The sequence below is a fragment of the Pseudokineococcus basanitobsidens genome (genome assembly GCF_037482545.1).
GTDB classification, from domain to species: Bacteria; Actinomycetota; Actinomycetes; order Actinomycetales; family Quadrisphaeraceae; genus Pseudokineococcus; species Pseudokineococcus basanitobsidens.
This window is the reverse complement of the sequence record NZ_JBBIAA010000006.1, coordinates 120,410-145,580: the sequence shown is the minus strand read 5'-3', so window position 1 is coordinate 145,580 and position 25,171 is coordinate 120,410. Positions and strand designations below refer to the sequence as shown.

The window sequence follows — 25,171 nt, the reverse complement described above, 5'->3', positions numbered from 1 at the left end:
CCCCCCCCCCCCCCGCCAGGGGGCCGACCTCCCGGGGCCAGCGCACGAGGAGGTCGCTGACGGCCTCGACCGCTGCCCTCTCCGCTGCCCTCTCCGCGGCCGCCGGCGCGGGCCTCAGCGCGGCCCCGCCCCGGCCCCGTCGTCGTCGCCGGCCTCGTCGCCCGGGTCGGCGACACGCTCGTCGGCCGTGCGCTCGCGGCGCGCCTCCCCGAGGTCACCGCCCAGCAGCTGCTCCAGCGCGGCGTCGACGTCGGCGCTCTCGGAGTCGGCGGTGGAGCGGCGGGCGGCGTAGCCCGACGGGTCGTCCAGGTCCTCGGCGGTGGGCAGGAGGTCGGGGTGCGACCACGCCCGGTCCCGTCCGTCCACGCCGTGCTCGGCCTCGACGGCCGCCCACAGCGCGGCGGCGTCGCGGAGCCGTCGGGGCCGCAGCTCGAGGCCGACGAGGCTGCTCAGCGTGTGCTCCGCCGGACCGCCGGCGGCGCGGCGCCTGCGCACCACCTCCCGCAGCGCGCCCGCGCTGGGCAGCGGCGCGGCGGCGGCGCCGACGACGTGGTCCACCCAGCCCTCGACGAGGGCCAGGACCGTCTCGAGACGCAGCAGCGCGGCATCCTGCTCCGGGGTGCGCTCCGGCTCGAGCATCCCGGAGCCCAGCGCCTGCTGCAGGGCCTCCGGGTCCGTCGGGTCGACGGAGCGGACCGCCTCCTCGATGCGCCCGGTGTCGATGCGGATGCCCCGCGCGAAGGCCTCCACGATGCCGAGGACGTGGGCGCGCAGCCACGGCCGTGCGCCGAAGAGCCGCACGTGCGCGACCTCGCGCAGGGCGAGGTAGAGCCGCACGTCCTCCAGCGGCACCTCCAGACCCTCGGCGAAGGCGTCGACGTTCGCCGGCAGCAGGGCCGCCGTGCCCGCGGGCACCAGCGGGAGCCCGATGTCGGTGCCGGACACGACCTCTCCCGCGAGCTCGCCCACGGCCTGGCCCACCTGCATGCCGAACACGGCGCCACCGACCTGCCGGACGACCCCGCCGGCGGTCGCCATCATCGGCCGCAGCTCGGGGGGCGCCTGCTCGGCCATCGCCGCGGCCATCGCGTCGCCGACCGAGTGGGCCACCGGCTCCGCGAGCTGGCGCCAGACCGGCAGCGTCGCCTCGACCCACTCCGAGCGGGACCAGGCCACGCCGCTCGCCCCTCCCTCGCCCAGCTCGGTGCGCTCGGCGAGCCACAGGTCCGCGAGCCGCAGGGCCTCGGCGGTCGCGCGCCGGGCGGAGTCACCGACGCTCGGGTCGCCGTCCGCGGCGGCGCGCTGGCGGGCCACCTGGCGCGCGAGGTCCCAGTTCACGGGCCCGTCGCCGCCACCGGCCATCATCTGCTGGACCTGCGCCATCATCGCGCCCATGGCCGCCGGGTCCGCCGGTAGCCCCGCCGCCTGCAGCGCCGCGGGGTCCACGCCCGCGAAGGGGCCGCCCCCGGCGCCGCCGCCCATGATCTGCCGGAGCAGCTCCTCGAAGGGGTTGCGGGGCTCGCCGCCCTCGTCGTCGCCCGGTCGTCCGGGGGGTGTCTGGCTCACGGCTCCTCCTGCGGGTCCTCTGGCCTCCGGCACGCCGGCACCGGCGCCTCGAGACGACCTCGAGACGACCCGGCCCGTGCCTCCGCGGTGGTCCGTGCCCCCGCGGCGTGGGCGCTGTGGCGACGGCCACCTCCTCACGGTAGCGAGCGAGGGGAGATGATCCCTCCCGTCGTCGGCCCCGGCCGCTGCGCCGAGAGCGGACGCGGCTCGCGGGCCGGCCGGCCGCCCGCGGCCGCGGGGCGGGAGCAGCGAGGAGGACGCATGACCGAGGGCGAGGCGCCGCAGGCGGGCACGGCGGACCCGGGCGGTCGTCGGCGGACCGGCGGGGCCGCCGCGCTGGCCGCCTCCTTCGCGGCCTCCCTGCTCCTGCTCGCGCTGGTCGGCTCCACCGGCACACCCTTCGCCGTCGAGGCGCCGGGGCCGGTCCTGGACGTCCTCGGGGACACCGCGGAGGGGGAGCCGCTCATCAGCGTGGACGGCCGCGAGACCTACCCCGCGCAGGGGCAGCTGGACCTCCTGACCGTCAGCACCTCCGGCGGCCCCGGGCGGGACGTCGTCCTCGCGCAGGTGGTCCGTGCGTGGCTGAGCCCCGACGAGGACGCCCTGCCGGTGGGGCAGGTCTTCGACCCCGCCCAGACGCGGCAGGACGTCGACGAGGCGCGGCAGGCGCAGATGTCCTCCTCCCAGCAGGCGGCGACCGCGGCGGCCCTGCGGGAGCTCGACGTGCCGGTGGACGTCCGGCTGCGCGTCTCCGGGGCCCCGGGCGACGCCGACCTGCCGGAGGGCCTGGAGGACGGCGACGTCATCACCGCCGTCGACGGCGAGGACGTCGAGACCGCGGACGCCCTGCGGGCGCGGCTGCAGGAGATCGACCCCGGGGCCGTCGCCCGGGTGGGGGTCCGCCGCGGTGACGAGGACCTCGTCGTGCCGGTGACGACGACCGGGGAGCAGGGGCGCACCGTCCTCGGCGTCCTCCTCGACCCCGAGGTGGAGGTGCCCTTCCAGGTCGACATCCGCATCGACGACGTCGGGGGCCCGAGCGCCGGGATGGTCTTCGCCCTGGGCATCGTCGACCTGCTCACGCCGGGGTCGCTCACGGGCGGTCGGCACGTCGCCGGCACCGGGACCGTGACCGCCGAGGGCGCCGTCGGGGCCATCGGCGGGATCCGGCAGAAGCTCGTCGGCGCCTCCCGTGCCGGTGCCACGGTCTTCCTGGCCCCGGTCGCCAATTGCGGCGAGGTCGTCGGGTCGGTCCCGGACGGGATGCAGGTGGTCGCGGTCGCCACCCTGGGCGAGGCCCGCTCGGCGCTGGAGTCCCTCGACGACGGCGACGGCGAGGACCTGCCCGGGTGCGACGACGTCGTCGAGGCCGCCGCGCGGTCCTGAGCGCGCCCGGCGCCGTCGGTGGCCCGGGAGGGGAGGCCCTGGAGGGGTGGCTCCGGAAGGGGGCCCAGGAGCGGCCCCGCGCGGTGCGGGCTCAGGCGAGCGTCGCCCGCAGCGCCGCGGCGAGGCCGGGGACGAGGTCCTCGCCGACGACCACGCGCAGGTCCTCGTCGTCCGTGCGTCGCCGCAGGGCGCTGCCCGTGCCGCCCCCGCGCAGGACGGCGACCGCGATCCGCACCTCCTGGCGGTCGGGGTGCTCCTCGAGGGCGGCGACGGCCTCCCGCGGGTCCTCGGGGAGGTCCGCGGTCGGGGGCACCACGACCTGCTCGACGACGAGCGCCGCCCCGGCGACGGCGGGCGGCCAGCCGATCGAGGCGAGGAGCCGCTCCAGGTCGGGGGCGTCGGGCAGGTCGTCCTGCTCGACGGACGTGAGGTGCCGGGGGTCGGCGACCGCCTCCGCCACCACGTCCCCCGGCAGCCGGGAGGCCAGGGACGGGTCCGCCGCGACGGCGTCGGCCGTGCGCACCAGGGCGAACAGGCGTGGCGGGGCGTCCCACCCGTCGGCGGCCACGTGCCGCTCGACGTCCAGGGCGACCCGCTCGAGCGGCTCCAGCGGGGGCTCGGGAACCGCGCCGGTGCGGCGCTCGTCGTCGGGGGAGGGAGCTGCGGCGTCGTCCACGCGGGCGATGGTGCCCGAGCGTCACCCGCGGTGGCGACGCCGGCGGCACGTCCCCGGCCCCCGACCTCCCGGGAGGGTGCGGGCGGGCCGTGGGACCCTGGGACCCCGGGTCCCCCCTCGCCGCCGCCCGGCGGCCGGGCCCCACGGACCGGACCCACCGCACGACCGACCAGCACACCGCCCGCCACGACCAGGCCGTCGCCGACGACCCGAGAGGTGCCCACGACGTGAGCTCCACCGCAACCCCCCCGCGCCGTCGCGGCGCGCTCCTGCCCGCCGTCGTCGTCGTGGTCGCCCTCGTGGCGGTCGTCGTCGTCGCGAGCCAGGTGCTCACCGAGGTCTTCTGGTTCGACCAGCTGGGCTTCGCCGAGGTGTACACGACGCGGCTGCTGACGCAGGCGGCCCTGTTCGTGGGCGGGGGCGTGCTCATGGCGCTCGTCGTCACGGCGAGCCTGCGGCTGGCGTACCGCTCGCGACCGGTCTACGCCCCGGTCGACGCCGAGTCGGCCAACCTCGACCGCTACCGCGAGTCGCTGGAGCCGCTGCGCCGCCTCCTCGGCGTGGCCGTCCCCGTCGTCCTCGGGCTCTTCGCCGGCTCGGCCGCCGCGGGCCGGTGGGAGCAGGTGCTGCTCTTCCTCAACGCCCAGCCGTTCGGCACCGACGACCCGGTCTTCGGCATGGACGTCGGCTTCTGGGTGTTCACCCTGCCCTTCCTGGGCTTCCTCGTGTCCTTCCTCACGGCCGTCGTCCTGCTCGCGGGCATCGGCGGCGCGCTCGTGCACTACCTGTACGGCGGGCTGCGGCTCCAGGGACAGGGACCGCGCACCACGCGGACCGCCCGGGTCCAGCTGTCCGTCACGGCGGGGCTGCTCGTCCTGCTCCAGGCGGGCTCGTACGTCCTCGACCGGTACGCGACCCTCACCGACGACTCGGGCCGCTTCCTCGGCGCCACGTACACCGGCGTCAACGCGGAGATCCCGGGCCGGTCGATCCTCGCGGTCATCGCCCTGCTCGTCGCCGTGCTCTTCTTCGTCACGGCCTTCCGCGGGTCCTGGCGGCTGCCGGCGCTCGGCGTCGTCGTCATGCTCGTCTCGGCGATCGTCGTGGGGGCGATCTACCCCTACGTCGTCCAGCGCTTCCAGGTCGAGCCGAGCGCGCTGACGCGCGAGTCGCCGTACCTGCAGCACAACATCGACGCGACCAGGGCGGCCTACGACGTCGACACCACCGAGGTCACCGACTACAACGCGAGCACGCAGGCCGAGCCCGGGGCGCTGCGCGACGACGCCGAGACGACGGCGAACATCCGGGTCCTCGACCCGGCGATCGTCCAGCCGGCGTTCCAGCAGGACCAGCGGCAGCGCCAGTACTACACCTTCTCCGACCCGCTGGACGTCGACCGGTACGACATCGACGGGCAGACGGAGGACGCGGTCATCGGGGTCCGCGAGCTGGACCTCGACGGCCTGTCCGGGGGCCAGCGCAGCTGGGTCAACGAGCGGACGATCTTCACCCACGGCTACGGGGTCGTGGCCGCGTACGGCAACCAGCGCGGTGTGGGCGGCCTCCCGGACTACTTCCAGTCCGGCATCAACGCCGAGGGCGCGCTCGGCGACTTCGAGCCGCGGATCTACTTCGGGCAGAACTCCCCGGACTACTCGATCGTCGGCGCCCCCGAGGGCACGGACCCGCGCGAGGTCGACTACCCCACCGACGAGGAGGGCGGCGACGGCGTCGCCAACAACACCTACGGCGGCGACGGCGGTCCCTCCGTCGGCTCCTGGTGGCAGCGGCTGCTCTACGCCGTGAAGTTCCAGGAGCAGAACATCCTGCTCTCGGACGCCCTGAACCCCGAGAGCCAGATCCTCTACGACCGCGACCCCCGGGAGCGCGTGGCCAAGGTCGCCCCCTTCCTCACCCTCGACGGCGACCCCTACCCCGCCGTCGTGGACGGGCGGGTGCTGTGGATCGTCGACGGCTACACGACGAGCAACGAGTACCCCTACTCCGACCGCCAGACGCTCGAGTCGGCGACGCAGGACTCGCAGACCGCGCCGGCGGCCGGTCAGGGCGGCGCCGCGGCGCAGGCGGCCGGCGGGGGCGGGTCGCCCGTCACCGCGGCGCAGACCCTCTCGACGCTGCCCGCGGAGGACGTCAACTACATCCGGAACTCCGTCAAGGCGACCGTGGACGCCTACTCCGGCGAGGTCGTCCTCTACGCCTGGGACGAGGAGGACCCCGTGCTCCAGGCGTGGGACTCCGTGTTCCCGGGCGCGCTCACCCCCTCGTCGGAGATGAGCGCGACCCTCCTGCAGCACGTGCGCTACCCGGACGACCTCTTCAAGGTCCAGCGCACGGTGCTCGGGGCCTACCACGTGACCAGCCCCGCGGTCTTCTTCCAGAACAGCGACCGCTGGCAGGTCCCGGCCGACCCGACGGTCGACGTGCCGGACGGCCAGGACGGCCCGGACCAGCCCGCGTACTACCTGACCCTGCAGATGCCCGGGCAGCAGGAGCCGGCGTTCTCGCTGACGTCGACCTACATCCCCGACTCCGCGCAGCAGGGGGCCAGCAACATCCTCACCGGCTTCCTCGCCGTGGACGGCGACGCCGGCACCGGCCAGGCGGGCGAGGTCGCCGACGGGTACGGGCAGAAGCGGCTGCTGCAGCTGCCGCGCAACCTCGTCATCAACGGGCCCGGGCAGGTGCAGAACGACTTCGACGCCGACCCGACCATCTCCACCGAGCTGAACCTGCTGAGCCAGAACAACACCGGCGTGGTCTTCGGCAACCTGCTGACGCTCCCGGTGGGCGGGGGGCTGCTCTACGTGCAGCCCGTCTACGTGCAGAGCTCCGGCGGCACGCAGATCCCGCGGCTGCAGTACTCGCTGGTGTCCTTCGGCAACGAGATCGGCTTCGCCGAGAGCCTCGACGAGGCGCTCAACCAGGTCTTCGGCGGCGACTCCGGGGCCACGGCCGGGGACGCGGGCGAGGGCGGGGACGGCGGTGACCAGCCGGCGGACCAGGGCGGTGCCGGGGACGGCGGTGCCCCGGTGCCCGAGGGGCTCCAGGCGCAGCTCGACCAGGCGCTGCAGCAGGCCCAGGCGGCGCTCACGCAGGGCCAGGACGCGCTGTCCTCGGGGGACTTCGCCGCCTACGGCCAGACCCAGCAGCAGCTGTCCGACGCCGTGGGTCGGGCCGTCGAGCTGCAGCAGGAGATCCAGGCCGCCGCCGGCGGCGCCGCGACCACCGACGGCGCCACGACGGCGCCGTCGGCCGGCAGCACGGCCGCGCCGACCGCCGAGGCCACGGCGCCGGCCGCGGGCGGCTGAGGACGACGCCCGGCCGCGCCGGGCGTCGCTCCCGGCGACGATTTGGCGACGGCGCCCCGCTGACGTAGTGTTCATCTCGCGACGCGGGGTGGAGCAGTTCGGTAGCTCGCTGGGCTCATAACCCAGAGGTCGCAGGTTCAAATCCTGCCCCCGCTACTCGGTGCCGAAGGGCCCGGACCACACGGTCCGGGCCCTTCGCGCGTCTGCGGGCGCTCGCCGGCCGGCCGGGGCGTGGGCGCCGGGCCGGGCAGCCCCCCGTCGGGGAGCGCTCCGGCGGCGGCGCCCCTAGCGTCGAGGCATGGCCTCCACGACGCAGCAGCAGGGCGGCGAGCAGCGCCCGCCCCGCCCCGACCCGACCGTCTTCGTCCTGTACGGCGCCACGGGCGACCTCGCCCGCCGCATGGTGCTCCCCGCCTTCTACGACCTCGCGTGCCGGGGCCTCATGCCGGAGGACTGGCGCCTCGTCGGCAACGGGCGCGGCGACGTCGCCCACGAGGACTTCCGCGGCCACGTGCACGACGTCCTGGAGGAGTTCGGGCCGCACCCGGACGACGGCCCGTGGGAGGAGTTCTCGAAGCGGCTGCTGTTCGCCGGCGGAGGGTTCAAGACCGACGACCCCGGCAGCCTCCTCGACGTCATCGCCTCCGCGCGCTCGGAGATGGACGGCGACACCGGGCAGCGCGCCCAGCTGGTCCACTACCTGGCCATCCCCCCCGTGGCGTTCCGCGAGACCACGCGGGCGCTGGGGGAGCACGACCTCGCGAAGGGGGCCACCGTCGTCTACGAGAAGCCCTTCGGCACCTCGCCCGACGACTTCCGCGGGCTCGACGAGCTCGTCCACGAGGTCCTCGACGAGGAGCAGGTCTTCCGCATCGACCACTTCCTCGGCAAGGAGGGCACCCAGGACCTGCACGTCCTGCGCTTCGGCAACACGCTCTTCGGCCGTGCGTGGGGCCGCGACGTCGTCGAGCAGGTCCAGATCGACGTGCCGGAGCCGCTCGACGTCGCCGACCGGGCCGAGTTCTACGACGCGACGGGCGCCCTCCTCGACATGCTCGTGACCCACCTGATGCAGGTGACGGCCGAGGTGGCCATGGAGCCGCCGACGTCCTTCTCGCCGCAGGACCTGCAGACCGCCCGCGAGGCCGTCCTCGCCGCCGTGCGACCGCTGTCCCGCGACGACGTCGTCCTGGGGCAGTTCGACGGCTACACCGACATCGACGGGGTGGCGGACGACTCGACCACCGACACGTTCGTCGCGGCACGGCTGTGGGTGGACACCGACCGCTGGCACGGCGTCCCGTTCCTGCTCCGGACCGGCAAGCGGCTCGCGGGCGACGCCCAGCGCGTGAGCCTGGTCCTGCGCCGCCCGGAGGACTCGCCGCTGGGCGACCTCCCCGAGGAGGGCAACGTCCTCACGGTGGACCTCAAGGGCGCCGGGGGGCTCGAGGTCGGCATGGTCCTGAAGACGCCCGGGCCCGAGCTGGCGCTCACGACGTCGTCGGCGCACCTGTCCCTGAGCGACGTGGACGGCGGTGATCCGCTGCCGCCGTACGTGGCGCTCCTGCACGACGTCCTGCACGGCGACCGGTCCCTGTTCACGAGCTCGGACGGGCTCGCCAGCGCCTGGTCGGTGGTGCAGCCGGTCCTGGAGGACCGTCCGGACGTGCAGCCCTACGCCCCCGGGAGCTGGGGGCCGCAGGCCGCCGACACGCTGCCGGGGCCCCGTGGGTGGCTGCTCGGCGGGCGCGGCGACGACGACCGGGACGGCGACGGGGGCGAGGGAGGCGACGGGGGCGACGGCGCCGGGCAGGGGAGCGGCAGCCGCTCCTGAGCGCACCCTCGCACCACGACGGCCCGGCCCCGAGGGGCCGGGCCGTCGTCGTCGGGCGGTGGGGCGTTCGTCGTTCGCGGGTCTGCCGGACGGTCGGCGTGCCCCGGTCGAGCGGCGCGGCTCAGTCGAGCAGCGCGACGCGGACGAGCAGGAAGAGGACGAAGAGGAACGCCAGCGCCACGATGGCGACGGGGATGGCGCGGTTGAGCCCCTTCGAGGGCTCCTTCGCCTCGTGGTGGGACAGGCCGGAGGTGCCGGCCTCCGAGGGCGGGGTGTCGCCGGGGCGGACGCCGCCGCCGGACTCCAGGCCGGGGGAGTCGTCCGGGTCCGGGTCTGCGCTGGGTGTGCTCACGGCGCCAGTCTGCGCACCGCCGCGAGGTCCCGCGCGCCGGGTCCCCGCCCGGGGGTCAGCCCGGGGGTCAGCCCGCCGGTCACGGGCGCGGCGCCAGCGCCGCGAGGACCCGCTCGTGCAGGAGCCCGTTGGTGCACACGGCGCTCCCGCCGTGGGGTCCGTCCTCGCCCGCCAGCGAGGTGAAGCGGCCCCCGGCCTCGGTGACGACGGGCACGAGCGCGGCCATGTCGTGCAGCGCCAGCTCGGGCTCGCACGCCACGTCGACGGCGCCCTCCGCGACGAGGACGTGCGACCAGAAGTCGCCGTAGGCCCGGGTGCGCCAGACGCTGCGCGTCAGGTCGAGGAAGGGGTCGAGGAGGTCCCGTTCCTCCCAGCCCGTGAGGCTCGAGTACGACAGCGACGCGTCGGCGAGGTCGTCGACCGCCGAGACGTGCAGCGCCCGCGCGGACGACAGCGAGCGGCCCGTCCACGCCCCCGTGCCGGTGCCGGCCCACCACCGGCGGCCGAGCGCGGGCGCCGAGACGACGCCGAGGACGGGCTCGCCGTCGACGAGGAGCGCCAGCAGGGTGGCCCAGACGGGGACGCCGCGGACGAAGCTCTTCGTCCCGTCGATCGGGTCGACGACCCACTGCCGCGCGCCCGTGCCGGCGACCCCGCCCTCCTCGCCGAGCACGGCGTCGCGGGGCCGGGTGCGGGCGAGCTGGGCCCGCACGAGGTCCTCGGCGCTGCGGTCGGCGTCGGTGACGGGCGTGAGGTCCGGCTTGGTCTCGACGGCGAGGTCCTGGGCCCCGAAGCGTGCGGTCGTCAGGCCGTCGACCGCGTCGGCGACGACGTGGGCGAGGCGCAGGTCGTCGTCGACCCCCCTCGCGCGGCGCAGGCTCTCGGCCGAGGTGGGGCTCACGGCGCCGGACGCTACCGCCCGCGGGGCGGTCACCGTGCCGCGTCGCGCGCGGCCCCCGCGGCGGACTCCTCGCCGCTGCGGCTGCGCAGCAGGCGGCGCAGCGAGGCCAGCCGCGCCGGGCCGGCAGGACCGGCGGCCCCCGACGCGGCGTAGGCGTCGAGCCCGCACTCGGGCTCGTCGTGCGAGCAGCCGCGGGGGCACCCGTCGCTGCCGGGCTCCAGGTCGGGGAAGGCGGCCAGCAGGGACTGCGGGCGCACGTGCGCCAGCCCGAAGGAGCGCACCCCGGGGGTGTCGACGACCCAGCCGTCCGCCGGGCCGTCCGCCGGGCCGTCCGCCGGGCCGTCTTCCGGGCCGTCTTCCGGGCCGTCCGGTGGGGGCAGCCGCAGGGCCAGCGCCGAGGAGGAGGTGTGCCGCCCGCGGCCCGTGACGTCGTTGACGCGGCCGGTGGCCCGGTCCACCCCCGGGACGAGGGCGTTGACGAGGGTCGACTTCCCGACGCCCGAGTGGCCGACGAGCACGGTCGTCCGCCCGCGCAGGCGCGCCCGGAGGTCCGCCAGGCCCGCGGCGTCGTGCCGGGGGACGTCGCCGGCTCCCGGCGCGCCCGGGGCCTCGGCCCGGCGCAGCACGACGGCCGGCACGTCGAGCGCCGCGTACTGGTCCAGCAGCGGGGAGGGGTCGGCGAGGTCGCCCTTCGTGACGACGAGCAGGGTGTCCATCCCCGCGTCGAGGGCGGCGACGAGGCACCGGTCGACGAGCCCCGTCCGCGGCGCCGGGTCGGCGGCGGCCACGACGACGGCCAGCTGGTCGGCCCCCGCGACGACGACCCGCTCCACCGGGTCCTCGTCGTCGGCCGAGCGCCGCAGCACCGTGCGGCGCTCGTCGACCCGCACCACCCGGGCCAGCGTGTCCGGGGCTCCCGAGACGTCGCCGACGAGGTGCACGCGGTCGCCGACGACGACGCCGGCCCGGCCCAGCTCGCGCGCCTTGACGGCGACGACCTCGGCCTCCTCGGGCGTGCCCTCGCGGACCAGGACCGTGGAGCGCCCCCGGTCGACCGTCAGGACGCGCCCCGGGACGGCGTGCTCGTGGCGGGGGCGCTCCTTCGTCCGCGGGCGCGAGCCGCGGGGGTTGGGCCGCGCGCGGACGTCGTCCTCGTCCGGCGGCCTCGGGCTCACGGCCGGGAGGCCCGCGCCGGCGCGGCACGCGCAGCGGGACCGGCGAGCATCGACTCCCAGAGGCCGACGAAGCCCGGCAGCGTCTTCGCCGTCGTCCCCACGTCCTCGACCTCCAGGTCGGGCACGCGCAGCCCGAGCACCGCGGCGGCCTGGGCGATCCGGTGGTCGGCGTAGGTGCGCACGAGGCCGCCCCGCAGGGGCGCGGGACGCACCACGAGGCCGTCGTCGGTCTCCTCGACGGAGCCGCCGAGGCGGGTGACCTCGGTCGCCAGCGCGGCCAGGCGGTCGGTCTCGTGGCCGCGCAGGTGCGCGACGCCGCGCAGGCGGGTCGGGGTGGAGGCGAGCGCCGCGAGGGCCACGACCACGGGCACCAGCTCGCCGGCCTCGTGGAGGTCCGCGTCGACGCCGTAGAGGTCTCCGCCGCGCACCTCGAGGCCGTCGCGGTCGAGCGAGACCTCGGCGCCCATCTCGTCGAGGAGGTCCCGCAGCGCGTCGCCCGCCTGGGTGGTGTGCTGCGGCCACCCCTGGACGCGGACGCGCCCCCCCGTCACCGCGGCGGCGGCGAGGAACGGGGCGGCGCTCGACAGGTCCGGCTCGACCTGGACGTCGAGCCCGGCGACCGGGCCGGGGCGGACCGACCAGACGTCGGGCTCGGAGTCGTCGACGACGACGCCGACGTCCCGCAGCGTCTCGACGGTCATCGCCACGTGCGGCTCGCTCGGCAGCGGCGGCCCGACGTGGCGGACGACGAGGCCGCGGTCGTAGCGGGCCGCGGCCAGCAGCAGGCCGGAGACGAACTGGCTGGAGGCCCCGGCGTCGAGGGTCACCTCCCCCCCGCCGACGGAGCCGCGGCCGTGGACGAGGAGCGGCAGCGCCCCGCGGCCGCCGTCCTCGACGTCGACCCCGAGGGCGCGCAGGGCGTCCACGACGGGGGCCATGGGGCGCTCGCGCGCCCGCGGGTCGCCGTCCAGGGCGACGTCGCCGGCGGCGAGGGCGGCGAGCGGCGGCACGAAGCGCATGACGGTGCCGGCCAGGCCCACGTCGACGCGACCACCGGTGAGACGCTCCGCGGGCGTCACGAGCCAGTCCGGCTCGGGCCCGCCGCCGTCGACGTCCTCGACCCGGGCCCCGAGGGCCTCGAGCGCCGCGGCCATCAGCGCCGTGTCGCGGGAGCGCAGCGGGCCGCGCACCCGCGACGGCCTGTCGGCGAGGGCGGCGACGACGAGGTAGCGGTTGGTCAGGGACTTCGACCCGGGCAGCGTGACGACGGCGTCGACCGGCCCGGGCGCCGTCGGGGCGGACCAGCGCGGGAGCTCCATGCGCGTCAGGGTAGGCAGCGGGCCGCCGCCGCGGCGACGGACGACCGCCGACGCAGGACGACCCGGCACCTCGCCGGGTGCCGGGTCGTCGTGGTCGCGGGTCGTCCCGCCGGGGGCGGTCGGGTCAGAGGCCGACCTTGTCGCCCGCGCGGTGGCCGGCGAGGCGGACCTCGCGCCCGGCGGTGTGCGCGGCGTGCCGGGCCTCGCGCCGGGCGAGCCTGCCGGCGGCCTTGGACGCGCGACCGGCGTCCTTGGCGGCCCGGCGGCTGCGCCAGCCGAGCCCGGGCCGGCCCTCGGTGTCGACGACCGAGACGAGCGCGGCCCCCACCAGGCCCAGGTCCTTGAGGAAGAGCGTGCGCTGGCGCTTGCGCTCGTCGACGCCGTCGGCGCGCCAGAACGCGTGCTCGGAGGCGGCGGCGGGCGCGAGCGAGGCGGCCATGACGAGGGCGGAGGCCCGCGGGAGCCGGCCCAGGCCGAAGAGCAGGGCGGAGGCGGCCATGGCCGCCCCGTCGACGCGGACCAGCGAGGACACCTCCCGGTCGCCCAGGCCCAGGGGCTGGCGGACCCGCTCGACCACCGGGGTCCAGGCCTCCGCGTGCTCGCCGGGACGGCGGGCGAGCTGGACGCCCTGGTCCACGAAGGCGGCGGCCAGCAGCGGTCGGGCGAGGCGTCGCATGATCGTCATGCCGGTGGTCTACCGCATCGGGGCCGTCGGGGCACGGCGGGGAGCCCGGTGGTGGGCCCGGTGGTGGGCCCGGTGGTGGCCCGGTGGTGGGCCCGGTGGTGGATCCGGTGGTGGGCCCGGTGGTGGGGAACCCGACGGGCGGGCCGGGAGGTGGGCGCACCACGGCGAGGGCCCGGGGAACACCGCGGCGCCGTGACGGCGTTGACGCAGCTCAGAACGCCGCCGGTCCCGCCGCTCGTGCGGGGGGTGCAGGCCCGGTCCGCCGGGACGCGCCGACCGGCGGTCCGCAGCACCGAGGAGGAGGAGCATGCTGGTCGTCCTCGACCCCCGAGCCGACCGCGAGACGCCGCTGAGGGCGGCTGCCGCGGGCGCCGCCGCGCGCCGAGGACTACCCTCGGCGTCGATGGCAGAGAACAGCACCGCACCCGCCCCCGGGTCCGCGTCCGGCACGACCGCCGCCGAGCCGGTGGCGCCGATCGAGGTCGGGGAGGACACCGAGCGGGCTCCCGCCGAGGAGACGCAGGCCCAGCGCGTCGCCCGCTTCGAGGCCGAGGCGCTGCAGCACCTGGACCAGCTGTACTCGGCCGCGATGCGGATGACGCGCAACCCGGCGGACGCCGAGGACCTGGTGCAGGAGGCCTTCACGAAGGCGTTCGCGTCGTTCCACCAGTACCGGCCGGGCACGAACCTCAAGGCCTGGCTGTACCGGATCCTGACGAACACCTACATCAACACCTACCGCAAGAAGCAGCGTCAGCCCCAGCAGTCGCACTCCGAGGACGTCGAGGACTGGCAGCTCGCGCGGGCGGAGTCGCACTCCTCGAGCGGTCTGCGCTCGGCGGAGACGGACGCGCTGGACCACCTGCCGGACTCCGACGTCAAGCAGGCGCTCCAGCAGATCCCGGAGGACTTCCGGATCGCCGTGTACCTCGCCGACGTCGAGGGCTTCGCCTACAAGGAGATCGCGGGGATCATGGGCACGCCCATCGGCACCGTGATGTCCCGCCTCCACCGGGGTCGCCGTCAGCTGCGCGACCTGCTGTCCGACTACGCCCGTGACCGCGGCGTCAGCGCGGCCCAGCCGGCCGCCCGGGAGACGACGCCGCAGGGGGTCGACGCATGAGCGCCGAGCCGGCACCCCGCGGCCGCCGGGAGACCGACTGCGACGAGGTCGTCGACCGTCTGTACGCCTTCCTCGACCAGGAGCTGTCCTCCGAGGACGAGGTGGACGTCGGTCGGATCCAGCGGCACCTGGACGAGTGCGCGCCGTGCCTGGCCCAGCGTGACGTCGAGGTGGTCGTGCGCGAGGTGGTCCGTCGTGCGTGCGCCAGCGACTGCGCGCCGGAGGCGCTGCGGGTGCGGATCATCACCCAGATCACGCAGGTCCGCGCCTGACGCGACGCCCACCGGGCGCCCGGCACCGCGACGAGCACAGAGAACCGAGCACAGGGCCCGTCACCACCTCGGTGGTGACGGGCCCTGTCGCGTCTCGCGTGCCTGGCGGCGAGGCGCGGCCCCTCAGCTGTTGGGGCGGTTGCCGTGGTTCGCGCTGCTGGTCTTGCGCGAGCGGCGCTTGCGGGCGCGCTTGCTCATGGCCGTCCTCCTCCGCGGGTCGGTGCTCGTGCGGGGCGCCCCGGAGGCCGGCCCGCAGGTCGGCCCCAGGGTCCCACAGTCGCCGGCCCGCCCGGCGCGACCGCCGACGTCGTACCAGGGCGGGGCAGCACGGGAGCGGCGGGCCGCAGCGGCGACCCGGACGTGCGTCCGGCCGCGACGTGGTTCGATCGGCGCCGTGGAGAGCGTCCGGGCGGAGATGGTGGCGGGGGTCCTCAGCCTCGCGGTGGAGGTCGGCGAGGTCGTCGAGGCCGGTCAGACCCTGCTGCTGCTGGAGTCGATGAAGATGGAGATCCCCGTCGTCCCCGAGGGCCGCGGACGGGTCTCCCGGGTCGTGGTCTCCCCCGGGGACGTGGTGCAGGAGGGCGACCTCCTCGTCGTGCTCGACGGCGCCTGACCCGCCGGCGCCGGCCGCGGGGCCGTGGTCCTCAAGGCGCACGCCGGACGCCCCGATGCACCGGGCGTGACGACCGCCCCGCCCGACGCCGAGCCGGCCGCCGAGGACCTCTCCGTCGGCCCCTTCCTGCGCGCCCTGTGCGACCTCGCGGGCTCGGACCTGCACCTCAAGGTCGGCTCGCCGCCGCGCGTGCGCATCGACGGCCGTCTGCGACGGCTGCAGTTCCGCGACCTCACGTTCGCCGACATGGAGGGGCTGCTGCGGCAGGTCCTGCGCGACGACGCGCTCGAGCGCTTCGCCCAGACCGCCGAGGCGGACTTCGCGCACTCGGTGCCGGGCCTGGGCCGGTTCCGCGTCAACGCCTTCCGCGCGCGCGGCTCCGTCGGCCTCGTCGTCCGCCGGGTCGCGGTCGGCGCCGCGCCGCTGCACGAGCTCGGGGTCCCGGACGTCGTGGCCGGCCTCGCGCTCGAGCCGCGGGGCCTCGTCCTCGTCACCGGCCCCACCGGCTCGGGCAAGACGACGACGCTCGCGGGGATGGTCGACCACATCAACACCCACCGCGAGGTGCACCTGCTGACGGTGGAGGACCCGATCGAGGTCCTGCACCAGGACAAGCTCGCGATGATCAACCAGCGCGAGCTCGGCCTCGACACGGCGACGTTCGCCACCGCGCTGCGGGCCGCCATGCGCCAGGACCCGGACGTCGTCCTCATCGGCGAGATGCGCGACCCGGACACCGTCCGCGCGGCGCTCGCGGCCGCGGAGACCGGGCACCTGGTCCTGTCGACGCTGCACACGACGGACGCCACCGAGACCGTCGCGCGGATCATCGACTTCTTCCCCCACCACGAGCAGCAGCAGGTGCGGCTGTCGCTCGCGGGGTCGCTGCGGGGCGTCGTCTGCCAGCGGCTCGTGCCGCGCGCCGACGGCGGCGGACGGGCCGTGGTCGTCGAGGTCTGCGTCGGCACGGGTCGGGTGGCCGACGCGGTGGCGGACCCGGAACGGACCAGCACGATCGCCGAGCTCGTCGCCGACGGCGGTTACTACGGCATGCAGACGTTCGACCAGCACCTGGTGCAGCTGTACCGGGACGGCGTGGTGACGCTCGACGACGCCCTCGCCGTCGCCACCCGTCCGCACGACCTCACCGTGGAGCTGCGCCGCCTCGGCCTCGTGGCCTGAGGCCGCCGCCGTCCCCGCGCCGGCGTCCGCGGGGAGCGGCCGGCCGTGCGAACCTCGTGCCGTGCCCCCCGCCCACGACGCCGCCGTCCACGACGGCGGCGTGCCCGTGGCGCAGCGGGGACCGACGCGGCAGGACGCCGGTGCGGGTCGACGCCGTGACCACGACGAGGCCCGGCGAGCGCCGGCGCTGCGCCGTCGTGCCGTGCTGCGCCGCCTGCCCGCCCGCACGCGCGGTCTCCTGCGCCGCCACGAGCTGCCCCTGACGGCCGCCGGTCTCACCTTCTACGGCGCGCTGGCCGCCGTCCCCTCCGTCCTCATCGCCGTGCGCGTCGCGGGCTGGCTGGTGGGCGACGACCGGATGCTCGCCCTGGGCGGCAGCCTCGAGGCCGCGCTGCCCTCCACCATGGGCGTCGACGCGGTCGCGCGCGCCGCGGTGGTCTACGGCCTCGGCGTGACGTGGCCCGTGGTGGTGTTCAGCCTCTTCCCCGCGAGCCTCTACGGCGAGGGCCTGCGCCGCGCCTACGCGGCCCTCGGCGACGGGAGGCGGGAGACCGCCGCAGGGGCGCTCGGCCCGGACGACGGCGGCCCGGACGACGGCGGCCCGGGCGACGGCGGCCCGGGCGGCGGTGCGGACGACGGGGGGCCGGACGACGGCGGCCCGGGCGGCGGTGCGGACGACGGGGGGCGCCCGACCGACCGGACCGGGGCCGGGGGCAGCCGGGTGCGGCGTCTGCTCGCCAGGTTCGGCTCCGGCTGGCGGGCGCGCGGCGCCCTGCTGCCCGTGCTCGCGGCGGCACCGGTGCTGCTGCTCGTCGTGCTGGGGATCACACCCCTCGTCGCCGACCTCTTCGCCCGCGGGCTCGACGGCTCGGCGCTGGCGGTCTACCTGAGCCTCAACGTCGACTGGGTCGTCATCTCGCTGCCGCTCGCGTGGTCCTTCCGCGCCGTGGCCCCCCAGGACCTGTCGTGGCGGGCCGCGCTCGTCGGCGGGTTCGCGACGGGGGCCTTCGTCGCCGGCTTCGTCCAGGGGATCGTCCTGTTCGTCGCCCTCCCCGTGGACGTCGGCGCGCCCTTCGGCGGCTCGGCCGCCGTCGGCGGCGTCGTGGCGGGGCTCCTGTGGCTGTGGCTGCTGCACGTCGTGGTGCTCGTCGGCTTCGCCGCCACGCTGAGCGCCGTGGCGCTGCGCCGGGGGCGCTGAGCCCGGGGGGCGCTGAGCCCGGGCGCGGACTCAGGCGGCGACGGCCGGGGACGGGGCGGCAGGTCCCTCGGCGAGGTGGGCCAGCATCCGCGCCGGGCAGTTGGTGATCACGCCGTCGACGCCCGCGGCGTCGAGGTCGGCCCAGCGGTCCTCGTCGTCGACGGTCCAGACCCACACGGCGACGTCGAGGTGGTGCAGCCTCGCCGGCAGCCCGGGGTCGGCGGCCACGAGGCGGTCACCGGGGTTGACCGCGACCAGGTCGTGGGTCGCCACGAGGTCCTCCACCTCGCTCGGGCGGCCCACGTCGACCGGCCCCCCCGTCCGCACGAGCAGGCCGCGGGCGAGGTCCGGGGCGGCGGTGGCGAGCGCCGCGACCGTCGTCGGCTCGAAGGACTGCAGCACCGAGCGCGGGCCGAGCGACGCCGCCCGTACGGCCTCGACGACGGGGACCACGTCCGCGGGGGCCCAGTCACCCTTGAGCTCCAGGAGCAGGTGCATCTCCGGGTGCTCGGTCGCCCAGGTCACGAGGTCGTCGAGCCGCGGCACCCTCGCGCCGGCGTGCGCGGGGGAGAACCACGAGCCGGCGTCGAGGCGGTGGAGGTCGGCCGCGCTCGTGCCCGCCAGCTCTCCCGCGCCGTCGGTGGTGCGCTCCAGCCGCGGGTCGTGGAGGAGCACGGGGACGCCGTCCCGGGTGCGGCGCAGGTCGGTCTCGACCCACGACGCCCCGCCCCGGCGCGCGGCCTCCAGCGCCGGGAGGGTGTTCTCCGGGGCGGTCGAGGAGCTCCCCCGGTGGGCGACGACGGCGGGCGGCGCCCCCGGGGCCCGCCGCAGCAGCGGCAGCGGCCGGCGGCCCGGACGGCCGGGCGCCGACCGGGTGCCGGGCGGCGCTGCCGCGCGGGACGGCGGGCGGGGGGTGGGGACGGCTGGTGCGGGGCGGTCGCGACGTTCCGTCGTCATGGTGGCTCCCGGCCGGGGTCGCCCGGGCGTCCCGGGCGCTGTCGGGACGACCGTAGGCGCCGCACCGCCGCAGGTCCCCGTCGGGAGGGGTGTGTCGGCGAGTCCTCGTCGACACGTCACCGTCCGTCCACACCCGCGGCACCGGCCCGTCACCGTCCACCGGGACGGGGGCCACCGTCCCGGCCGCGGCGAGGGCGGGCCAGGATGTCGGCCGACGACCTGCAGCCGGGTCGCCGCCCGCGCCGTCACCCACCCTGGAGGAGCCGTGAGCAGCCCACGAGCGGACCGCGAGGACGTCTCGGCCCAGGAGGGTGCCCTCGCGCTCGCCCGGCAGGAGCTGCGGGTCGCCGCGGCCGCGCTCGCCGCGGCCTCCCGGGCCGAGGCCCGTGCGGCGGCCGCCCCCGGCGCGCAGGACGCGGCGCTGGACCTGGTCGCGCAGGAGGCGGAGGCGCTCTCGCGCGCCCTGCGCTCGCGGGCTCGGCGGCCCCCGGCGCCGGACACGGCGGCCCTCGCCGGCGCCGTCTCCGCCGCGCTGCGTGCCGCGGCCCGCAGCGACGCCTGGGACGGGGCGGCGGCGGACGTGCGCGCCGCCGAGGCCGCCCTCGACGTCGCCGCCGTCGACCTCGCCGCCGCCCGCGGCGAGGACGTCTGACCCCGCCGCCGCCGGGCGGCCCGCGGCCGCGTGACCCTGCGGCGGCGGCCCCGGCGCCCTAGCGTGGCGAGGTGCTCGCCGCCTCCGCCGTCCGGACGTCCGCCACCGACCCGCTCTCCGCGCTGGAGGTGGGGCAGCGCCCCGCCCCCGAGGTGCCGGACGGCTGGGTGCGCGTGCGGCTCGAGGCGGCGTCGCTCAACCACCACGACCTCTGGAGCCTGCGCGGCGTCGGCCTGCCCGACGACCGGCTGCCGATGGTCCTCGGCTGCGACGGCGCCGGTACCGACGAGCAGGGACGCGACGTCGTCGTCCACGCCGTGGTCACCAGCCCCGGCTGGACCGGCGACGACACCCTCGACCCGGGGCGCTCGCTGCTGTCCGAGCGGTACGCCGGGACCCTCGCCGAGGAGGTCGTCGTGCCGGCGCGCAACGTCGTGCCCCGGCCGCCGGGGCTCACGGCCGCCGAGGCGGCGTGCCTGCCGACGGCGTGGCTGACCGCCTACCGGATGCTCGTGACGCAGTCCGGCGCGGCGCCCGGCTCCACGGTGCTCGTCCAGGGGGCGGGAGGCGGTGTCGCCACCGCCCTCGTCGTGCTCGGGCGGGCGACCGGGTACCGGGTCTGGGTCACGAGCCGCAGCGGGAGCAAGCGGGAGCGCGCGCAGGCGCTGGGCGCGGACGCGGCCTTCGCCCCGGGGGAGCGGCTGCCGCACAAGGTCGACGCCGTCATGGAGACGGTCGGGGAGGCGACCTGGGCCCACTCGCTGCGCTCGCTGCGACCCGGTGGCACGGTGGTCGTCGCGGGGGCGACGTCGGGCCCGGCGCCGAGCGCCGAGCTGCAGCGGGTCTTCTTCCTCGGGCTCCGGGTCGTCGGCTCGACGATGGGTACCCGGGACGAGCTCGTCCGGCTCCTCGACCTGCTCGTCACCACGGGCGCGCGACCGGTCATCGACCGCGAGCTGCCGCTGGACCGCGCGGCGGAGGGCTTCGCCGCGATGGCGGCCGGCGACCTCTTCGGCAAGGTCGTGCTGCGGCCCGGCGGCTGAGCGGAGCAGCCGGCCCGGCCGGCGCCGGGCGCGCGGGCGCGGCGCCGGCCGGACCTCAGGCCTCGTCGGGCAGGCCGAGCCAGGGGCGCCAGCCGCCGTGCAGGACCAGCCACGCGAGGAGCCCGTAGCCGGCCTGCCCGGGGTGCACGCCGTCGCCCGCGGCGAGGTCCGCGTGCCACTGCTCGTGCTGCACCAGCGGGTCGAAGCAGTCCACGTAGCGGACCGCCCGCCGCGCGCAGACGTCGGCGAAGGCGTCGGCGAGCTCCGCCAGGTCGTCGTTGCGCGAGTGGCCGGCGCCGTGCCCCGGCTCGGCCCCGGGGGCGGGGCCGACGACGAGCACGGGCAATCCCCTGGACGCGGCCTCGTCGAGGACGTTGGCGAGGTTGAGGCGGCTGCGGGCGAGCGTCAAGCCGGCGTCCAGGTCGGCGCCCCCGAGCCCGACGACGAGGCGGTTCTCCGCCCCCGGCGCGAAACGGCGGGAGGTCTCGGGGACCCACCGCTCCAGCAGCCCCGCCGTGCCCTCACCGGGCACGCCGAGGGGGAAGACCGTCGTCGGTCCGTCGTCGTCGGGGGTGCGGGCGGCGACGCGGCCCGTCCAGCCCATCGCCCGCGGGTCGCCGACCCCGGCGACCAGGGCGTCCCCGAGCACGCAGACGCGGCGCCCCGGGAAGGCGTCCAGGTGGTCGGGGGTCGCAGTGCTCACGCGTCCTCGCTGTCGTCGTCGTCGGTGATTGGTGCCGGGTGGTACCGGGGTGCGGTCGTGCGGCGGTCGCCCCGCGGCGTCGAGAGGTCTCGTGCCGGGGCCCGGGGGAGCGTCGCCCCGGACCGCCGGCGGGCCACCGCTCAGCGGGCGAAGGCGCGCTCCACGAGGTCGGCCTGCTCGGCCGCGTGCTTGCGGCTGGAGCCGGTGGCGGGCGCCGCCGACGCCGGCCGGGTCACCGGGCGGATGCTGCGGCCGAGCCGCGGGGCGACCTCGAGGGCCACGAACGGCCAGGACCCCTGGTTCGCGGGCTCCTCCTGGACCCAGACGAGCTCGGCGTCGCCGTAGGGCTCCAGGGCCGCGCGGTACCCGTCGAGGTCCACCGGGTACATCTGCTCGACCCGCACGACGGCGGTGCGCACGTCCTCGCGCTTGGCCCGGGCGGCCTCCAGGTCCCAGGAGACCTTCCCGCTGCACAGCAGCACCCGGTCGACGCCGTCGGCCGGCCCCGGCAGCCGTTCGTCGCCGACGACGGGCCGGAAGGCGCCCGACGTGAAGTCCTCCACCGCGCTCGCGGCGGCCTTGAGGCGCAGCATCGACTTCGGCGTGAAGACGACGAGCGGGCGGCGCGGCCGGGCGTAGGCCTGGCGGCGCAGCAGGTGGAAGTAGGACGCCGGCGTCGAGGGCATCGCCACCGTCATGTTGTCCTCGGCGCACATCTGCAGGAACCGCTCGATGCGTCCGGAGGAGTGGTCCGGGCCCTGGCCCTCGTAGCCGTGCGGCAGCAGGAGCACGACCGACGAGCGCTGGCCCCACTTCTGCTCCGAGCAGGAGATGAACTCGTCGACGACCGACTGCGCCCCGTTGGCGAAGTCGCCGAACTGCGCCTCCCACAGCACCAGGGCGTCCGGGCGCTCCACCGAGTAGCCGTACTCGAAGCCCATCGCCGCGAACTCGCTGAGCAGCGAGTCGTAGACCCAGAAACGTCCCTGGTCCGAGGACAGCGAGCGCAGGGGGGTCCACTCCTGGCCGGTCTCGCGGTCGTGCAGGACCGCGTGGCGCTGGGTGAAGGTGCCCCGGCGCGAGTCCTGGCCGGCGAGCCGGACGGGCACGCCCTCCATCAGCAGGGAGCCGAACGCGAGCAGCTCGCCGTACCCCCAGTCGACCCCGCCCTCACGGGACATCTGCTCGCGCCGCTCGAGGAGCGCCTGGAGCTTGGGGTGGACGGTGAACCCCTCGGGCGGGCTGGTGTGCGCCGTGCCGATGCGCTCCAGGACCGCGGCGTCGACGCCCGTGGCGCCGGTGCGCACCACGCGGTCGTCCTGCTGCGCGGACGGGCGCTCGAGCCCCCCGGGGCCGTCGGGGCCGTCGTCCGAGCGGCTGCCCCCCTCGGCCGGGGTCTCCTTCGTCTCCGCGAACGCGCGCTCCAGCTCGCCCTGGTAGTCCCGCAGCGCCTGCTCCGCCTCCTCGACGGTGATGTCGCCCCGGCCGATGAGCGCCTCGGTGTAGAGCTTGCGCACGCTCCGCTTGGCCTCGATGAGGCCGTACATGAGCGGCTGGGTCATCGAGGGGTCGTCGCCCTCGTTGTGACCGCGGCGCCGGTAGCACACGAGGTCGATGACGACGTCCTTCTCGAACCGCTCCCGGAAGGCGAACGCCAGCCGGGCCGCGCGCACGCACGCCTCGGGGTCGTCGCCGTTCACGTGCAGGATCGGCGCCTGGATCATCCGTCCGACGTCCGTCGAGTAGTACGACGAGCGGGAGCTGGCGGGCGCCGTCGTGAAGCCCACCTGGTTGTTGATGACGACGTGGACGGTGCCGCCGGTGCGGTAGCCGCGCAGCTGCGAGAGGTTGAGCGTCTCCGCCACGACCCCCTGGCCGGCGAACGCCGCGTCCCCGTGCAGCAGCACCGGCAGGACGGGGAACGCCGTGCCGCCGAGGTCGATCCGGTCCTGCTTGGCCCGGGCGACGCCCTCGAGGACCGGGTCGACGGCCTCCAGGTGGGAGGGGTTGGCCGCGAGGTACACCTTGGTCGAGGCCCCCGTCGCGGACGTGAAGCGCCCCTCGGTGCCGAGGTGGTACTTCACGTCGCCGGAGCCCTGCACGCTGCCCGGCACGGCGCTGCCCTCGAACTCGCGGAAGACCTGCCCGTAGCTCTTGCCCGCGATGTTCGTCAGCACGTTGAGGCGACCACGGTGCGCCATGCCGACGCACACCTCGGGGTGCCCGGCCTCGGCGGCCTCGGACAGCAGCGCGTCGAGCAGCGGGATCACCGACTCCCCGCCCTCGAGGCTGAAGCGCTTCTGCCCGACGAACTTGGTCTGCAGGAAGGTCTCGAAGGCCTCGGCCGCGTTGAGGCGGCCGAGGATCCGCAGCTGCTCGGAGCGGTCCGGCTTGGTGTAGGGCCCCTCGACGTGCTCCTGCACCCAGGCGCGCTGCTCCGGGTCCTGGATGTGCATGTACTCGATGCCCGTGGTGCGGCAGTAGGAGTCGCGCAGCACGCCGAGGATGTCCCGGAGCTTCATGAGGCGGCCGTCGCCGAAGCCCCCGGTCGGGAACTCCCGGTCGAGGTCCCACAGCGTGAGCCCGTGCGTCTGGACGTCGAGGTCCGGGTGCCGCCGCTGCCGGTACTCCAGGGGGTCGGTGTCCGCCATCAGGTGGCCGCGCACGCGGTAGGCGTGGATGAGCTCGACGACCCGGCTGACCCGCCCCACGTCGACCTGGTCGCGGATGCTCGTGTCCTGCACCCAGCGCACCGGCTCGTAGGGGATGTGCAGGGCGGAGAAGACGCGGTCGTAGAAGCCGTCCAGGCCGAGCAGCTTCTGGTGGACGACGCGCAGGAACTCCCCCGACTGGGCGCCCTGGATGATCCGGTGGTCGTACGTGGACGTCAGCGTCATGACCTTGCTGACGCCGAGCCTCGCGATGGTGTCCTCGGACGCCCCCTGGTACTCGGCGGGGTAGTCCATGGCGCCGACGCCGATGATCGCGCCCTGCCCCTTGACCAGCCGGGGGACGGAGTGGACGGTGCCGATGGTGCCCGGGTTGGTCAGGGACATCGTCACGCCGGAGAAGTCGGCGACACCGAGCTTCCCGGTGCGGGCGCGCCTGACCACGTCCTCGTAGGCGGCCCAGAACTGGGCGAAGTCCATCGTCTCCGCCGGCTTCACCGCGGGGACGAGGAGCTGGCGGGTGCCGTCGTCCTTCGCCAGGTCGATGGCGATCCCGAGCCCGACGTGCGCGGGCTGCACGACCGCCGGCTTGCCGTCCTGCACCGTGTAGGCGGTGTTCATCGACGGCATCTCGGCCAGGGCCTCGACGAGGGCGTAGCCGATGAGGTGGGTGAAGGACACCTTGCCGCCCCGGGCCCGGGCGAGGTTGGAGTTGATGACGATGCGGTTGTCGACGAGGGCCTTGGCCGGCACGGCGCGCACGCTCGTGGCGGTCGGGACCTCCAGGCTCGCCTCCATGTTGGTGACGACCCGCGCGGCGGGACCGCGCAGCCGCGTGGTCTCGTCCTGGCGCTCCTGCGGGGTCGGCGCCTGCTCGGGCGACCGCCGCTGCTCCGGCGCCCTGCTGCCGGTCGACCCCTTCGCCGACCCCTTCGCCGACCCCTTCTCCGACTGCTTCTCCGACCGGGCGTCCTGCGGGTCCCGGTCGCGCGGGGGCGTCTGCCCCGCGGCGGAGGCCCCCGCGGTCGCGGGCGCCGGTGCGGGGGCGTCCGCCCCGGCGGCCTCCTGCGCCGCGGACGGCGCGTGCGAGGCCTCCGGCGCGGGGGCGGAGGAGGGCCCGGCGCCCTCGGCGTCGGCCCCGTCCGCGGCGCTGCCCGTGCCCTCGGCGGCGGCCGTGCCGGCGTCGCCGTCCTGCCGGGGGGCGGTGTCGGCCGTGGCGTCCGGGTCGTCGCCCGCAGGGGCCTGCTCGGGGCCGCCCCCGGCGCCGGGGGTGTAGTCCTCGAAGAAGTCGCGCCAGGCCGGGTCCACCGAGTCGTGGTCCTCGAGGTAGCGCTCGTGCAGCTCGTCCACGAGCCAGGCGTTGGGACCGAAGCCGGAGGCGCTGCCGGGCACCGGGCCCAGCTCGTCGCCCCCTCCCGCGCTGGGTCCTGCGCTGGTGGTCTCCTGCTGGGACACGGTGGGGATCGCCCTCTTCCACGGATCGGGTGCGCTGCGCCGGCGCCGGCCGGGCCAGCGTAGTGCCTGGCCCCCGGC

At 76.7% G+C, this 25,171-nt stretch carries 21 protein-coding genes and 1 tRNA gene; 11 read left to right on the top strand and 11 right to left on the bottom strand.

Features of this window, described 5'->3' with window-relative positions; all coding sequences use genetic code 11:
* Nucleotides 1-114 precede the first annotated feature (114 nt).
* Nucleotides 115-1,566, bottom strand: a complete 1,452-nt coding sequence (locus WDZ17_RS08225; RefSeq protein ID WP_339574657.1) for a zinc-dependent metalloprotease — start codon at nt 1,564-1,566, stop codon at nt 115-117.
* 261 nt (nt 1,567-1,827) lie between these two features.
* Here WDZ17_RS08225 and WDZ17_RS08220 point away from each other — a divergent pair, with 261 nt between their 5' ends.
* Nucleotides 1,828-2,952: a YlbL family protein gene (locus WDZ17_RS08220; protein WP_339574656.1), complete on the top strand. Its 1,125-nt coding sequence runs from the start codon at nt 1,828-1,830 to the stop codon at nt 2,950-2,952.
* A 91-nt stretch (nt 2,953-3,043) separates the two neighbouring features.
* On the opposite strand, the gene WDZ17_RS08215 is transcribed toward WDZ17_RS08220, so the two are convergent.
* Entirely contained in the window at nt 3,044-3,628 is a 585-nt protein-coding gene (locus WDZ17_RS08215; RefSeq protein ID WP_339574655.1) for a PPA1309 family protein, read from the bottom strand.
* 227 nt (nt 3,629-3,855) lie between these two features.
* Here WDZ17_RS08215 and WDZ17_RS08210 point away from each other — a divergent pair, with 227 nt between their 5' ends.
* The 3 genes from WDZ17_RS08210 (at nt 3,856) to WDZ17_RS08200 (ending at nt 8,794) form a co-directional block, all read left to right on the top strand.
* A complete protein-coding gene (locus tag WDZ17_RS08210) occupies nt 3,856-6,960 on the top strand; it encodes a UPF0182 family membrane protein (RefSeq protein ID WP_339574654.1) in 3,105 nt (1,034 codons plus the stop codon).
* Nucleotides 6,961-7,042: 82 nt separating this feature from the next.
* Nucleotides 7,043-7,116, top strand: a tRNA-Met gene (locus WDZ17_RS08205).
* A gap of 142 nt (nt 7,117-7,258) precedes the next feature.
* Nucleotides 7,259-8,794 (top strand): glucose-6-phosphate dehydrogenase, encoded by a 1,536-nt coding sequence (locus WDZ17_RS08200; RefSeq protein ID WP_339574653.1) that lies wholly within the window; start codon nt 7,259-7,261, stop codon nt 8,792-8,794.
* A gap of 121 nt (nt 8,795-8,915) precedes the next feature.
* On the opposite strand, the gene WDZ17_RS08195 is transcribed toward WDZ17_RS08200, so the two are convergent.
* The 5 genes from WDZ17_RS08195 to WDZ17_RS08175 form a co-directional block, all read right to left on the bottom strand.
* Entirely contained in the window at nt 8,916-9,146 is a 231-nt protein-coding gene (locus WDZ17_RS08195) for a DUF6480 family protein (RefSeq protein WP_339574652.1), read from the bottom strand.
* Between the two features lie 79 nt (nt 9,147-9,225).
* Nucleotides 9,226-10,047: a histidinol-phosphatase gene (gene hisN / locus WDZ17_RS08190; protein WP_339574651.1), complete on the bottom strand. Its 822-nt coding sequence runs from the start codon at nt 10,045-10,047 to the stop codon at nt 9,226-9,228.
* Between the two features lie 29 nt (nt 10,048-10,076).
* On the bottom strand, nt 10,077-11,222 hold the full coding sequence (gene rsgA / locus WDZ17_RS08185; protein WP_339574650.1) for a ribosome small subunit-dependent GTPase A: 1,146 nt from the start codon (nt 11,220-11,222) through the stop codon (nt 10,077-10,079).
* The gene (aroA, locus tag WDZ17_RS08180; RefSeq protein ID WP_339574649.1) at nt 11,219-12,541 is read right to left on the bottom strand and encodes a 3-phosphoshikimate 1-carboxyvinyltransferase; all 1,323 of its coding nucleotides are present in this window, start codon (nt 12,539-12,541) and stop codon (nt 11,219-11,221) included. Before aroA ends, rsgA begins: the two co-directional genes overlap by 4 nt.
* A 124-nt stretch (nt 12,542-12,665) precedes the next feature.
* The gene (locus tag WDZ17_RS08175; RefSeq protein ID WP_339574648.1) at nt 12,666-13,226 is read right to left on the bottom strand and encodes a hypothetical protein; all 561 of its coding nucleotides are present in this window, start codon (nt 13,224-13,226) and stop codon (nt 12,666-12,668) included.
* A gap of 307 nt (nt 13,227-13,533) precedes the next feature.
* Between WDZ17_RS08175 and WDZ17_RS08170 the strand changes: the two genes are divergently transcribed.
* Nucleotides 13,534-14,349 (top strand): sigma-70 family RNA polymerase sigma factor, encoded by an 816-nt coding sequence (locus WDZ17_RS08170; protein ID WP_422631887.1) that lies wholly within the window; start codon nt 13,534-13,536, stop codon nt 14,347-14,349.
* The gene (gene rsrA, locus WDZ17_RS08165) at nt 14,346-14,621 is read left to right on the top strand and encodes a mycothiol system anti-sigma-R factor (protein WP_339574646.1); all 276 of its coding nucleotides are present in this window, start codon (nt 14,346-14,348) and stop codon (nt 14,619-14,621) included. The genes WDZ17_RS08170 and rsrA overlap by 4 nt, the downstream gene beginning before the upstream one ends.
* 123 nt (nt 14,622-14,744) lie before the next feature.
* Here rsrA and WDZ17_RS17470 read toward each other — a convergent pair whose 3' ends face one another.
* Nucleotides 14,745-14,819, bottom strand: a complete 75-nt coding sequence (locus WDZ17_RS17470; RefSeq protein WP_422631899.1) for a 50S ribosomal protein bL37 — start codon at nt 14,817-14,819, stop codon at nt 14,745-14,747.
* A gap of 187 nt (nt 14,820-15,006) precedes the next feature.
* Here WDZ17_RS17470 and WDZ17_RS08160 point away from each other — a divergent pair, with 187 nt between their 5' ends.
* The 3 genes from WDZ17_RS08160 to WDZ17_RS08150 all read left to right on the top strand — a co-directional run bounded on the left by WDZ17_RS08160 (nt 15,007) and on the right by WDZ17_RS08150 (nt 17,614).
* On the top strand, nt 15,007-15,234 hold the full coding sequence (locus WDZ17_RS08160) for a biotin/lipoyl-binding carrier protein (RefSeq protein WP_422631898.1): 228 nt from the start codon (nt 15,007-15,009) through the stop codon (nt 15,232-15,234).
* 66 nt (nt 15,235-15,300) lie between these two features.
* The gene (locus WDZ17_RS08155; protein ID WP_339574644.1) at nt 15,301-16,416 is read left to right on the top strand and encodes a type IV pilus twitching motility protein PilT; all 1,116 of its coding nucleotides are present in this window, start codon (nt 15,301-15,303) and stop codon (nt 16,414-16,416) included.
* Nucleotides 16,417-16,477: 61 nt separating this feature from the next.
* Nucleotides 16,478-17,614 carry a YhjD/YihY/BrkB family envelope integrity protein gene (locus WDZ17_RS08150; RefSeq protein ID WP_339574643.1) on the top strand — a complete coding sequence of 379 codons (1,137 nt, stop codon included), beginning with the start codon at nt 16,478-16,480 and terminating at the stop codon, nt 17,612-17,614.
* A gap of 30 nt (nt 17,615-17,644) precedes the next feature.
* Here the strand turns inward: WDZ17_RS08150 and WDZ17_RS08145 are convergent, their stop codons facing one another.
* The gene (locus WDZ17_RS08145) at nt 17,645-18,571 is read right to left on the bottom strand and encodes a glycerophosphodiester phosphodiesterase (protein ID WP_339574642.1); all 927 of its coding nucleotides are present in this window, start codon (nt 18,569-18,571) and stop codon (nt 17,645-17,647) included.
* A 265-nt stretch (nt 18,572-18,836) separates the two neighbouring features.
* Here WDZ17_RS08145 and WDZ17_RS08140 point away from each other — a divergent pair, with 265 nt between their 5' ends.
* Together WDZ17_RS08140 and WDZ17_RS08135 are read left to right on the top strand one after the other, a co-directional pair.
* Nucleotides 18,837-19,223, top strand: a complete 387-nt coding sequence (locus tag WDZ17_RS08140; RefSeq protein WP_339574641.1) for a hypothetical protein — start codon at nt 18,837-18,839, stop codon at nt 19,221-19,223.
* Nucleotides 19,224-19,294: 71 nt separating this feature from the next.
* Nucleotides 19,295-20,266: a zinc-binding dehydrogenase gene (locus tag WDZ17_RS08135; RefSeq protein WP_339574640.1), complete on the top strand. Its 972-nt coding sequence runs from the start codon at nt 19,295-19,297 to the stop codon at nt 20,264-20,266.
* Between the two features lie 55 nt (nt 20,267-20,321).
* Here the strand turns inward: WDZ17_RS08135 and WDZ17_RS08130 are convergent, their stop codons facing one another.
* Together WDZ17_RS08130 and WDZ17_RS08125 are read right to left on the bottom strand one after the other, a co-directional pair.
* Nucleotides 20,322-20,969 (bottom strand): GDSL-type esterase/lipase family protein, encoded by a 648-nt coding sequence (locus tag WDZ17_RS08130; RefSeq protein WP_339574639.1) that lies wholly within the window; start codon nt 20,967-20,969, stop codon nt 20,322-20,324.
* A gap of 140 nt (nt 20,970-21,109) precedes the next feature.
* Nucleotides 21,110-25,030, bottom strand: a complete 3,921-nt coding sequence (locus tag WDZ17_RS08125) for a multifunctional oxoglutarate decarboxylase/oxoglutarate dehydrogenase thiamine pyrophosphate-binding subunit/dihydrolipoyllysine-residue succinyltransferase subunit (protein WP_422631897.1) — start codon at nt 25,028-25,030, stop codon at nt 21,110-21,112.
* Nucleotides 25,031-25,171: the final 141 nt, after the last annotated feature.

Coding starts and splice junctions, on each gene's coding strand:
- WDZ17_RS08220 (WP_339574656.1), top strand. CDS start 1,828: ATGACCGAGGGCGAGGCGCCGCAGGCGGGCACGGCGGACCCGGGCGGT.
- WDZ17_RS08200 (WP_339574653.1), top strand. CDS start 7,259: ATGGCCTCCACGACGCAGCAGCAGGGCGGCGAGCAGCGCCCGCCCCGC.
- aroA (WP_339574649.1), bottom strand. CDS start 12,541: ATGGAGCTCCCGCGCTGGTCCGCCCCGACGGCGCCCGGGCCGGTCGAC.
- WDZ17_RS08175 (WP_339574648.1), bottom strand. CDS start 13,226: ATGACGATCATGCGACGCCTCGCCCGACCGCTGCTGGCCGCCGCCTTC.
- WDZ17_RS08170 (WP_422631887.1), top strand. CDS start 13,534: ATGCTGGTCGTCCTCGACCCCCGAGCCGACCGCGAGACGCCGCTGAGG.
- rsrA (WP_339574646.1), top strand. CDS start 14,346: ATGAGCGCCGAGCCGGCACCCCGCGGCCGCCGGGAGACCGACTGCGAC.
- WDZ17_RS08145 (WP_339574642.1), bottom strand. CDS start 18,571: ATGACGACGGAACGTCGCGACCGCCCCGCACCAGCCGTCCCCACCCCC.